Source organism: Allobosea sp. 05T433, from assembly GCF_056396065.1.
Map to the genome: position 1 here is coordinate 129,026 of NZ_JBFTKS010000018.1, position 11,273 is coordinate 140,298.

The following is an 11,273-nucleotide window of genomic DNA, read 5'->3' on the forward strand; positions in this document are numbered from 1 at the left end:
CATGCTCGGGATCAGACAGCGCCCGGCGAAACGTCGTCGAGATTCAGCAATGCCGCCGCATGTCCGCCGATCATGGTCCTGATGTCCTTCTCCGCGAATTGCAGGTCGAGCAGCCCACCGACGATCTCGCGGTAGCCATCGACCGGGCGTGGCGAACCGAGCAAGCCGAGATCGGAGCACAGCAGGGTGCGTTCGACACCGGCGACCTCGATCAGATGAGCGAGGTCGGACATCTCGTATTTCTTCGAGCGCCCTTCGACGAACATGCAGATCGAGTGCTCCATATAGGCACCGAGCGAAACGAGCTGGCGGATGTCGGCATCCGTGCAGCCCACGATATAGGTCGGGTGGTTGACGATCATCTTGCGGACGCCGCGCGCACGCGCTTCCTCGAACACGAGGTGGAGTTCAGAGGCATGGAGGTGGCCGCCCGCGAGAACGATGTCCCCCTCGGCAATCAGGTCGAGGATCTGCTTGACCGCGTCCGTCACCGTGCCGCTCGCATCGAGTGCGGTGAGCGGCAGCGCATCCAGCATCTTCCCTGCGGTCTTGGGGAAGGTCTTGACGGCGCCTGACGCCAGGACCGCGATATGGTTCGCGGCCGAGAGGGTCGGCAACCAGACGATCTTGCCGCCGATCTTGATGCAATGGTCGACGGCATGCGGATTGAACCCGCCCGAGGCATTGTTCAGCGCCACGCCGGAAAACAGCTTCAAGCCATTGTCGGGGAAGAGCTTCTCCAACATCACGGCATGCGAGGTACCGAGGTAGAAATGGTCCTTGTAGACAAGCGCGCGGAACTTCGCGGAGGCAGCGTCGAGCATGGCCTCATGATGGTCGAGGATGCGCGGCATCGCGGCGGGGCCGCTGTGACAGTGCAGATCGACCGCACCGACGAGCAGATCCGCGACCTGCCGGGCACGGTCGGTTTGGGGGGCCTTGTCGAGAAGCATGCTGAAGTCCTCAGGGCGTTTCGCCGGGCATTGGATAATCTGCGGCGTTGATCACCCAACCGGGCTTTTCCGAGAAATCCATGCGTGGCGGTGAGAAGATGTCGATCATCTGGTTCAGGCCGGGCAGCACCGACCGGGACGTGTGGATCGAAGGCGGCGGGATGACCGTCAGCGACGGAGCCGCCATCAACTCGTGCTCGTCCTCGCGCMAGATCCTCATATCCGGCGTCCAGGGCCAGCGGATATCGTGGATGTAGGCGCCGTCGATGACGAGTGAGCCCTGCTCGAAATCGTCATGGTGATGCGGCGAGAGCTTGGTGATGTCGCGCAGCCCGAGCCGCGGGTCGAGCACGTTCACCATCAGCGTCGTGCAGCGAAAAATCCGGCCGAAGCGGCTCTCGCCCCCCTCGCCTTCCAGGCTGTAGCGCCGCAGTTTCCAGCCCCCGCGCGGCTCGGGCCAAGGCTCCAGGAGCGCGACATTGGCGTGCGGTTCGGCATAGGACGAGGCATTGGAACAGGCTGCCGCCAGATCGGTCGCAGCAGTGGAGAAGATCCGGATGACGCGGCCATCACTGGCTGCCGTGACCTCGGAATCTCCGGGCGGCACGAACAGGATGGATGAGCCCGGCGAGGCGAGGCTCTCCCCGCGGGCAGAGAGCGACGCGCCCATGGCAGCGTCCGGCAGGATCACGCAATACTCATCCGGATGGCCGATGCGCGCCAGACTCGCCCCCGCGCGCACCTCCGAATAAGCGACGATGAAATTCTGCCCGCGCGCGATCCAAGTGCGGGCATCGGACCCGGCCTCCTGCGGCTCCTGCGCATAGAAGCGCGCATAATCCGCGCCGGCATAGGACGAAACGGGCGAAGCCTTGGCAGGCGCCCCGGTCGCGAGTTTGGCGCGGGGGTCGGTGGGGTGGAACATCGAGAGTCTCTCCAGTTCAGCCGACTGCAGCCTGAGAAGCACGGGTTTTCATCGCCGACATCTCGCTGAACGCGTGGCCGGCCGCCTTCCTCAGGAAGCCCTGGTCGGACGAGACGATGAAGGCGCTTGCACCGCGCTCGGCAAAATCGGCGGCCTCATCGGCGTCGTCGGTCATGACGCAGACCGGCTTGTTCGCCCGTTTCGCTGCGGCGATGATCCTGTCCACCGCATCGCGGACCACAGGCGCGTCCCGTGTCGGCGCACCGAAAGCAACCGTAAGGTCGCCGCGGCCAATGAAGACGGCGTCGAGCCCATCGACGGCGAGGATCGCGTCGATCTCCTCGAGTGCAGCGGGATCCTCGATCATCGCGATGGCGGCCGTGGCGGCGTCGGCCGCATCAACATGGTTCCACATCTTCAAGGCGCCGTAACCGCCGGCCCGGGTCACGCCCGAAAATCCGCGCGCACCGCCCCGATAGCGGCAGGCGGCAGCAAGGATACGGGCCTGCGCGACACTCGAGACATGCGGCGCCAGGACACCGACTGCGCCGCAATCCAGGACCGACAGGATCGCGTCATGCGAAAGCACCGGAACACGCACGACCCCGGCGACCCCGGCGGCCCGGGCCGCGAGAAGCGCCACATCGGTAGAGCCCCTATCGAAGGGGGCATGCTCCTGGTCGATGACGACGAAGTCGAAGCCGACTGCGCCGAGGATCTCGATGGCGTGGCCGGTCGGTGTCTTGATGAAGCTGCCGATCAAGGACTCGCGATCGAGCAAGCGGCGCCGGAAGGAATTGTAGGGCGTGTTCTGCATGGACTCGGCACGGGATCGAGCGGCTGGGATGCGCCATCATCGCATCCGGCACCGGCGCAGCATGGCGATCTCCGCGCATTTCGCATTGTGAAATGGCGTGTGCGGCGCCCGTCGTTTCAAGCAATGAAACGAACAAAGAACCTCGTTGTGGTCGGCCGATGGATCGCCCACCACCACAGACAAATGGGGAGGACCATCACATGCACGCTCGCTTGACCACGGCCTTGGGCTTCACTCTGGCGCTGGCGGTTTCCGCCCAGGCCGGCACACTCGAAAAGGTCCGCGAGCGCGGTCAGCTGCTCTGCGGCGTCAGCCCGGGTGTGGCGGGCTTCTCCGTCCCGGACGAGGCCGGTCGCTGGACCGGATTCGATGTCGACCTGTGCCGGGCCGTCGCCGCCGCCACATTGGGCGACGCAAGCAAGGTCAAGTTCATCCCCCTCAGCCCGAAGGACAGGTTCGTCTCGCTGCAGAGCGGCGAAATCGACGTGCTCTCCCGCCAGGCGACCTGGACGCTCTCGCGCGACACGCAACTCGGTCTGCGCTTCGCCGGGATCAACTACTATGACGGCCAGGGCTTCATGATCCGCAAGTCGCTCAATGCGGGCTCCGCCAAGGAGCTTGGCGGTGCGTCGGTCTGCGTGCCGACCGGTACGACCACGGAACTGAACATCGCCGACTTCTTTCGCGCGAATGGGATGAAGTACGAGTCCGTCAGCTTTGAATCGGGCGATCAGGCCGCCAAGGCCTTCGAGTCGGGACGCTGCGACGTCTTCAGCAACGACGTCTCGGCGCTGTCGGCCTACAGGCTGAAGCTGGTCAACCCGGCAGAATTCGTGATCCTGCCCGAACTGATCTCGAAGGAGCCGCTCGGTCCAGTCGTGAGGCAGGGCGACGAGGCCTGGAACAGCATCGTCCGCTGGTCCTATTTTGCGATGGTTGCTGCGGAAGAGCTTGGCGTCAGCTCGGCCAATGCCGACCAGCTCGCCGCCTCCGGTTCCCCCGAGGTGCGCCGCCTGCTTGGCAGCGAGGGCAAGTTCGGCGAGCCAATGGGCCTGAAGAACGATTGGGCGATGCAGATCGTCAAGCAGGTCGGCAATTACGGCGAATCCCACGACCGCAATGTCGGCGCGGGCTCGCGGCTGGGGATCGCGCGCGGGCTGAACAATCTCTGGAGCAAGGGCGGTCTGCAATATTCGCCGCCGGTACGCTGACCATCCGCGTTGCCGCGCCCACGACGGAGAAAGCTGTGTCGAACCCCACCGTCATCCCGGTTCCGCGTATCGCACGCCTGCAGAACGTCCCGGCGCGCCGCACCCCCGCCCCCATGGAGGGAGCACCGCCGCCGGTGAGCCTGCATCTCAACGAGTCCTCGGAGCCGCCCGCTCCGAGTGTCGTGGCGGCGATGTGCGCCGCCGCCGGCCAGGTGAACCGCTACCCCGATCATGACGGCGCCTCGCTGATCGAAGCGCTGGCTTCGCGCCTTGCCGTACCGCCAGCACAGATCGTGCTGGGGGCCGGCTCGAACGAACTCCTCTTCGCCAGCGCCGAATTGGCCCTCGACGCGGACGACGAGGCGGTGGCGCCGCATCCTGGCTTTCCAGCCTATGCCAAGGGCGCCGCGATGCGCGGCGCAAAGCTCGTATCTGTTCCGAACCGGCGCGATGGCCTCGTCGACGTCGTGGGCACCCTGGGCGCCATCACCGACCGGACACGCCTCGTCTTCGTCGCCTCGCCGCATAACCCGACCGGCGGCATGCTCGACGAGGCCGATGTGGAGCAACTCGTCGCCGGCGTCCCGGATCATGCCCTGCTGCATTTCGACGAGGCCTATTTCGAGTTCGGCCATCATGCCGGCGGGCCCGACGTGCTCGCCATCCTGCGCCGCCGCAGCGGCCCCTGGATCTCGACGCGCACCTTCTCGAAGGCATTCGGTCTTGCCGGCATCCGCGTCGGATACGGCATCGTCGGCTCACCGGCGCTGGCTGATGCCTATCGCAAGATCCGCACCAATTTCAGCGTCAACGCCGTGGCGTTGGCGGGAGCCGAAGCGGCTTTGAAGGAGCCCGCCTATCTCACCGACCTGCTCAGCAGGACCGCGGACGGCCGCGACTGGCTGGCGGACCAGTTGAAGGATCTTGGCTTCGTGGCCTTGCCCAGCGCGGCGAATTTCCTGGCGGTCCTCACGCCCGCACCGGCCGCCGAATTCTTCTCGGCGCTGAAGGCGGCAAACATCCACATCATGATGTTCGATGTCCCCGGTACACAGGGAGCCCTGCGCATTTCGATCGGCGCAAGGGATGAGATGGCTGCCCTGGTCGCGGTGCTGAAGCGGGCCGTCGGCTGACCAAACGCAGGCGTTTCATTGTTCCTGGCGGCGCCCGGCAGGCGCCGCTTCGTGCTGCAGCGCTCCGGCGAGAGCCGACGCGAGGATGGCGCCTCCGCCAAAGGCCATTACGGCACCTTCTTCGGCCACCGCGATGCTGTCCTGGGACAAACACATGCTGCTCCGCCCCACGTCGCGGAGCGTCAACCGGGAGCTTGACTAGCCGCGGCCTCACGCCGTCGGCAGCGACAACAGACCCCGCGCCTCTGCGACCGACGCCACGTGGCGGTCATAGCTGCCTGCCATCTCGGCGATGCGCTTCACGAGGGCGGCATTGGACGGCGCGAGCGTGTCGCGATCGAGGCGGACATTGTCCTCCAGCCCGGTCCGGCAGTGACCGCCGAGTTCGAGTGACCAGCGGTTCAGCGTGATCTGGTCGCGCCCGATTCCGGCGCCCGTCCAGGTCGCGTCGGGCGCCAGCCGCTTCAATGTCGCGATGTAGAACTCGAACGCAGCGCGATCGACCGGCATCGCGTTCTTCACGCCCATCACGAACTGGACATGCAGGGGCCCCTTGATCGCGCCCGCGATACCCATCTCGGCAGCCTTGAAGATCATCGAGAGATCGAAGGCTTCGATCTCGGGCTTGACGCCGTGAGTCAGCATCTCCGCCGCCAGCCAGTCGACGAGATCCGGGCTGTTCTCATAGACCCGCGTCGGAAAATTGCATGAGCCTGTCGAAAGTGAGCACATGTCCGGCTTGAGCGGGATCATGCCCCCGCGTTCCCTGCCCGCCCCAGAGCGCCCTCCGGTGGAGAGCTGCACGATGATGCCCGGGCAATGTTTGCGCAGCCCCTCGAGCAGGCGGCCAAAGCGCTCAGGGTCGGAGGTCGGCGTGCCCTCGTCGGTGCGGACATGGCAATGCGCCAGCGTCGCCCCCGCCTCGAAGGCCTCCTGCGTCGACTCGACCTGCTCGGCAATCGTGATCGGAACGGCGGGATTGTCGCGCTTGGTCGGCAGCGAGCCGGTGATCGCGACAGTGATGATGCAGGGTGTGGTCATGGCAGCGCCTTCATGCATGGGTGGGCGCAGGCACGGTGATCGGACGGGACAGGCGCGCCTGCGCGGTCAGGCGGATGCCCGCATTGGCCGCACCATAGCCACCATAGCCATTGCGCTGGACGATCTCGAAGAACAACCCGCCATCGAGCGTCGCGGTATAGGCCTGCCAGAAATCGCCGCCGGCATCGCGGTCGTAGAGAATGTTGAGCGCCTTTAGCGCATCGATCTCCTCGGGAGGCAGATCGGACCGCGCTTCGAGGTCATCGTAATAGTTCTCCGGAATCGGCAGCATGGCGACGCCATTGGCCACCAACCGTTCGACGGTCGCCCGAATATCATTCGTGGCGAAGGCGATATGTTGCACGCCGGAGCCGAAGAAATCGGTGATGAAGCGGGCCGACAGCGTCCGGTGGCTTTGCGAGCCGTTGAGAATGAGTCTCAGGCCATGGCCGGCCTGACCATCCAGCCCGCTCTCGATGACCTGGCTCTGGACGACGCCCCCTGGATCGATCACCGCCTGGCTCGGCGTCTTCGTTGTCTTGAACAGCGACGAGTAGAACAGCAGCCAGGTCAGCATTTCCTCATACTGCATGCTCTGCGAGATGTGATCGACCCCCACCAATCCGGCGCTTGAGCCATTCGCGCCGGTGGGCTCGAAATCCACCTCCGACCAGCGTCCAAGGGCGGAAGACTGATCCAGGAAATAGAGCAGGCTGCCGCCAAGGCCGCGCACGGCCGGGATGTCGAGTTCGCCTGGCCCGACCGCGCCGGCATGAGGCACATCGAGCAGGGCCGTCGCGCGTTCTGTGGCCGCGCCCGCATCTGCAACCCTCAGCGCGATCGCGCAGACCGAGGTCCCATGCGTGATCTGGTAGCTATGGGCGAAACCGTCGATATCGCTGTTGAGCACGATGCGGATATCGCCCTGGCTCCAGAGATCGACATCCTTGGAGCGATGCGCGCCGACGCGGCTGAATCCGAGCGCGCTCAGAAGGCTCTGGAAGCCCGGCCGCTCGGCCTCGGCGATGGCGAACTCGATGAACTCGACCGCTTCGACAGGCTCAGGCGCCGGCATTGCGACCGCGCCGGGCACCGGCCGGCCGAGCTCCCGTGCCGTCTCGTCGAGCAGCCAGAGCAACGACCGATGGCCGTCGAGCGCCACCGAGCGGGCAGAGCCGGCCCGGAATCGGTCGTTGAAGATCTCGAGCGACAGGACGCCGTCATAGCCAGTCGACGCGAGCGCCCTCATGAAGGCAGCAAGATCGAGATCGCCCTGCCCCGGCAGGCAGCGCCAGTGGCGGCTCCAGGAGAGATGATCCATCTGCAGCTTGGGGGCATCCGCCATCTGCACCATGAAGATCCGGTCGCGCGGGATGGTGCCGATGCTGGCGGGATCGAGCCCGCGCGAGAGGATGTGGAAGCTGTCGAGGATGATGCCGACATTGTCGCGGCCGGCCCGGCGCACGATTTCCCAGGCATCGCGATAGTCGACGACATGACGCCCCCAGGCCAGCGCCTCATAGCCGACGCGCAACCCTCGTTTGGCGGCCCGCTCGCCAAGCTCGGCGAAATCGCCGGCGAGCCTGTCGATGCCGCTCAAGCCCTCGGGCGAGACACTCGAGCAGACGAAGAGCAGGTCGGTCCCAAGCTCCTGCAGGAGGTCGAATTTCCGTTCCGCCCGGTCGAATGTCCGCCCCCGCCGCGCATCGGGCATGCCTTCGAAATCGCGAAACGGCTGGCAGGTCACGATCGCGAGCCCGAGATCGCCGCAGATCCGGCGCACCTCTGTCGGCGAGCCCGGGAAGGCGATCAGGTCGTTCTCAAAGATCTCGACGGCACGAAAACCGGCAGCCGAAATGGCCTCGAGCTTCTCCTGAAGCGTACCGGAGACGCAGACGGTGGCGATGGAAGGGATCATGAGCGCGTCTCCTCGTAGCCGAGCTGTGCGACCGAGCGCAGGTCCTCCGATGTCGTGGTGGGGAATCCGAAGAACTCGAGATAGGCCGGGATCTGCTCGAACAACATGTCGACACCGATCTGGAATGCGCAGCCGCGGGCGCGAACAGCGGCCAGGAAGGGAGTGATCTCCTGCTTCATCACCACTTCCCCGACAAAGGCCGAAGGCGCGATGCGCGCGACATCCATCGGCAAGGGATCGCCTGCCTTCATGCCGAGCGGCGTCGCATTGACCAGGATCGCGAACCCGGCCGGATCGTTCGAGCCGACAGTGACGACCAGTTGCGGATAGTGCTTGCGAAGCCTGTCAGCGAGGCCGTTCGCCAGAGGCGCATGGGTATCGAACAGGCCGAGTGCCGCGACGCCTGCCTTGGCGAGCGAGGCGGCGATGGCCGAGCCGACGCCGCCGGCGCCGACGACGAGCGCACGCGCGCCCTTGAGCACACGGCCCTTGCCCAGCACACCGCGCACGAAGCCCTCGCCGTCGAACATGTCGCCGACCAGCCGGCCATCGACATCAAGCCGCACGGCATTGCAGGCTCCTGCAATCGCGGCCGTGGTTTGCACCTCGTCGACCAGCGCGGTCGTCGTCACCTTGTGCGGCATGGTGATAAGGGCGCCGTGAGCGTTGGAGAGCCTGAAGAAGAGCCTGAGGAAAGCCGGATAGTCATCCGCCTTGCAGCCCATCGGCACCACGACGGCGTCCATCCCTTCTCGCTCGAAATACGGGTTGTAGATCATCGGCGCCTTGAAGCTCTCGGTCGGATAGCCGAGATGGGCGATGAGTTTCGTCGTGCCGCGGATCATGACGAACTGGCCTTCCTAGGTGTTGATCTCGGCAGCGACGCTGACGGCTGCGCCCGACCGGGCGCTGGCCAGGATCGCATCCAGCGTCACCGCGATATCGATGGATTCCGCCAGGGTCGCGCCGGTCCAGTGCTCGGGTCCTTGCCGCACCAGCCGCTCGAACGACTCCGCTTCCGCGAGGAACCCATTGCCGGGCGCAACCTCGATGGTCTCGGGAGCGGTCTGGACGGTCGTACCACGCCGGATCGTGAGCACCGGCGGCCCCCCGAGTGGGGGATGGTTGAGATAGGTCGTCTCGATCGTTCCGGCATCTCCTGCGATCAGGGCGTGGCGGTGATAGGCCGTGGCAAAGCTGCACGAGATCTGCGCAAGCGCTCCGCTCGGAAATTCCAGCGTGGCCGCAACGCTGCGATCGACGCCGGTTTCGCTCCAGCGCGCCGTCGCGCTGACGCGCTCGGGCCGCGCGCCTGCGACGAGAAGCGCCAGGCTGACGGCATAGCTGCCCGCGTCGAGAAGGGCGCCACCGCCGACTTCGGGCTTCAGGCGGATATTCGCCGGGTCGGAGAAGGCGACGCCAAAACTCGATCGGATGAGCTGAACCTTGCCGATCGCGCCCGCGTTGAGCAATTCGCGCAGTTTCAGCGTCTGGGCTTGTGCGCGGTAGGGATAGGCCTCGACGAGATGGCGTCCGTGCTGGCGCGCAGCAGCGGCCATGGCGCGGACCTCGGTCGCATTCATCGCCAGCGGCTTCTCGCAGAGCACATGCTTGCCGGCTTGCATGGCCCGGATCGACCATTCCGCATGGAGCGAGTTCGGCAGCGGATTGTAGATCGCGTCGATCTCCGGATCGGCCAGCAAGGCTTCATAGGAGCCATGAAAATGCGGAATGCCGCATTCCATCGCAAAGCGTTCGGCCTTCCCGGCATCGCGGCTGGCGACGGCAGCGACCGTGACAGTCCTCGACGGCGCGACACCACTCGCAAAGCTGCGTGCGATATTCGCCGCACCGAGGACACCGAGACGCAGTGGCATCGATTGCAGATCGGCCATGCCGGCCTCCTCCTCAGTGATTGTGCAGGATCTCGCCGAGGAACTGCCGGGTGCGCTCGTGGCGCGGATTGGTGAAGAACGCAGCCGGCGGCGCTTCTTCGACGATCGCACCGCTCGCCATGAAGATCACGCGGTCGGCGACCTGGCGCGCAAACCCCATCTCGTGGGTGACGCAGATCATCGTCATGCCCTCCTCGGCGAGCCCGATCATGGTGTCGAGCACCTCCTTGACCATTTCCGGGTCGAGCGCCGAGGTCGGCTCGTCGAACAGCATGACCTTCGGCTGCATGCACAGGGCCCGCGCGATCGCGACGCGCTGCTGCTGTCCGCCGGAGAGCTGGGCCGGATATTTTTCCGCCTGTTCGGCGATCTTGACCCGGCCGAGCAGGCGTCTTGCCGTGGCTTCGGCCTGCGCCTTGCTGGCGCGAAGCGAACGCATCGGCGCCAGCATGCAGTTCTCCAGCACCGTCAGATGCGGAAACAGGTTGAAATGCTGAAACACCATTCCAACCTCGCGGCGAACGGCATCGATGATCCTGGAATCATCGCTGAGAACCGTCCCACCGACACGGATCTCGCCCTTCTGGTAGGGTTCGAGATGGTTGATGCAACGGATCAGGGTCGATTTTCCCGAACCTGACGGCCCGCACAGGACGATCTTCTCGCCCTGGCGGACCGACAGGTTGATGTCGGTCAAGGCCTTGAACTCGCCGTACCATTTCTCGACGCCCGCCATTTTGATCATGGCGTCAGTCCCTTGAATGGTTGCAGTCGCGGACTGGCTGTTCATGGCCTCTGCTCCGTTTTGTCCTGCCGCGCTCAGCTTGCGGAGAAGGAGATGCCTTCGAGGCTGTCGGGGAACTTGTGGACGGGAACCTTCATCCACTTGTCGTAGACTTTCTGGAGCTCGCCATTGGCCCTGATCTTGTCGATGAAGGCGTTGAGGGCGGCGTTGATCTCCTTCTCGCCCTGCCGGGTGCAGGCGCCGTTGTAGAGGTTCTGGAATTCGAGTTTGTTTTCGAATTCGCCCGGCCGGGCCTGCTCGATACGCTGGATGTAGAAGATGTTACCGCCGAGCGCCTGGACCTGGCCCGAGACCAGCGCCTGGATGCTGGGGGCATCACCGTCGTAGCGCCGGATCGTCGTGCTGGCCGGCGCGTTCTTGGTGACCTGGGTATCCTGGGCTGCGCCCTTGGCCACGCCAATGGTGAACTTCGCCATGTCCTCGTTGGTCTTGATCACCGCCGATTTCGGCCCGATCAGCACGATCGTGTTGGCGACATAGGGCTTGCTGAACTGCACCACCTTGGCCCGTTCGGGCAGCATCGCCATCGTCGCAAACAGCACATCGACGCGCCCCGTGGTCAGGGCCGGGATGCG

The 11,273-nt window shown here is 65.3% G+C and carries 12 protein-coding genes; 2 read left to right on the top strand and 10 right to left on the bottom strand.

Translation table 11 applies throughout. From position 1 onward, the window contains the following. Window positions 1-11 precede the first annotated feature (11 nt). Genes AC1DGP_RS23030 through AC1DGP_RS23040 form a run of 3 tightly spaced genes read right to left on the bottom strand, consistent with a single transcriptional unit; the run spans window position 12 to window position 2,695 of the window. Window positions 12-953: a DUF6282 family protein gene (locus AC1DGP_RS23030; RefSeq protein ID WP_441508031.1), complete on the bottom strand. Its 942-nt coding sequence runs from the start codon at window positions 951-953 to the stop codon at window positions 12-14. A 10-nt stretch (window positions 954-963) separates the two neighbouring features. Further along, window positions 964-1,878, bottom strand: a complete 915-nt coding sequence (locus AC1DGP_RS23035; protein WP_476832547.1) for a cupin domain-containing protein — start codon at window positions 1,876-1,878, stop codon at window positions 964-966. Between the two features lie 16 nt (window positions 1,879-1,894). Continuing rightward, on the bottom strand, window positions 1,895-2,695 hold the full coding sequence (locus AC1DGP_RS23040) for an HpcH/HpaI aldolase family protein (RefSeq protein WP_441508029.1): 801 nt from the start codon (window positions 2,693-2,695) through the stop codon (window positions 1,895-1,897). 200 nt (window positions 2,696-2,895) lie between these two features. Here AC1DGP_RS23040 and AC1DGP_RS23045 point away from each other — a divergent pair, with 200 nt between their 5' ends. Together AC1DGP_RS23045 and AC1DGP_RS23050 are read left to right on the top strand one after the other, a co-directional pair. Next, window positions 2,896-3,906: an amino acid ABC transporter substrate-binding protein gene (locus AC1DGP_RS23045; protein WP_441489923.1), complete on the top strand. Its 1,011-nt coding sequence runs from the start codon at window positions 2,896-2,898 to the stop codon at window positions 3,904-3,906. Between the two features lie 35 nt (window positions 3,907-3,941). Continuing rightward, window positions 3,942-5,039, top strand: a complete 1,098-nt coding sequence (locus AC1DGP_RS23050) for a pyridoxal phosphate-dependent aminotransferase (protein WP_441508028.1) — start codon at window positions 3,942-3,944, stop codon at window positions 5,037-5,039. Between the two features lie 15 nt (window positions 5,040-5,054). Here AC1DGP_RS23050 and AC1DGP_RS23055 read toward each other — a convergent pair whose 3' ends face one another. The 7 genes from AC1DGP_RS23055 to AC1DGP_RS23085 all read right to left on the bottom strand — a co-directional run. Then, window positions 5,055-5,195 carry a hypothetical protein gene (locus AC1DGP_RS23055; protein WP_441508027.1) on the bottom strand — a complete coding sequence of 47 codons (141 nt, stop codon included), beginning with the start codon at window positions 5,193-5,195 and terminating at the stop codon, window positions 5,055-5,057. A 54-nt stretch (window positions 5,196-5,249) separates the two neighbouring features. Further along, on the bottom strand, window positions 5,250-6,080 hold the full coding sequence (locus tag AC1DGP_RS23060) for a 3-oxoadipate:acetyl-CoA acetyltransferase (RefSeq protein WP_441508026.1): 831 nt from the start codon (window positions 6,078-6,080) through the stop codon (window positions 5,250-5,252). A 10-nt stretch (window positions 6,081-6,090) separates the two neighbouring features. Continuing rightward, the gene (locus AC1DGP_RS23065) at window positions 6,091-7,998 is read right to left on the bottom strand and encodes a bifunctional sugar phosphate isomerase/epimerase/4-hydroxyphenylpyruvate dioxygenase family protein (RefSeq protein ID WP_441508025.1); all 1,908 of its coding nucleotides are present in this window, start codon (window positions 7,996-7,998) and stop codon (window positions 6,091-6,093) included. Beyond that, entirely contained in the window at window positions 7,995-8,843 is an 849-nt protein-coding gene (locus AC1DGP_RS23070; protein ID WP_441508024.1) for a shikimate dehydrogenase family protein, read from the bottom strand. The genes AC1DGP_RS23065 and AC1DGP_RS23070 overlap by 4 nt, the downstream gene beginning before the upstream one ends. Before the next feature lie 15 nt (window positions 8,844-8,858). After that, window positions 8,859-9,893, bottom strand: a complete 1,035-nt coding sequence (locus AC1DGP_RS23075) for a Gfo/Idh/MocA family protein (RefSeq protein WP_441508023.1) — start codon at window positions 9,891-9,893, stop codon at window positions 8,859-8,861. 13 nt (window positions 9,894-9,906) lie between these two features. Then, window positions 9,907-10,638: an amino acid ABC transporter ATP-binding protein gene (locus tag AC1DGP_RS23080; protein WP_069880472.1), complete on the bottom strand. Its 732-nt coding sequence runs from the start codon at window positions 10,636-10,638 to the stop codon at window positions 9,907-9,909. A gap of 74 nt (window positions 10,639-10,712) precedes the next feature. Continuing rightward, window positions 10,713-11,273 (bottom strand): transporter substrate-binding domain-containing protein (locus AC1DGP_RS23085; protein ID WP_441508022.1); only part of this gene is annotated, 561 nt, incomplete at its 5' end.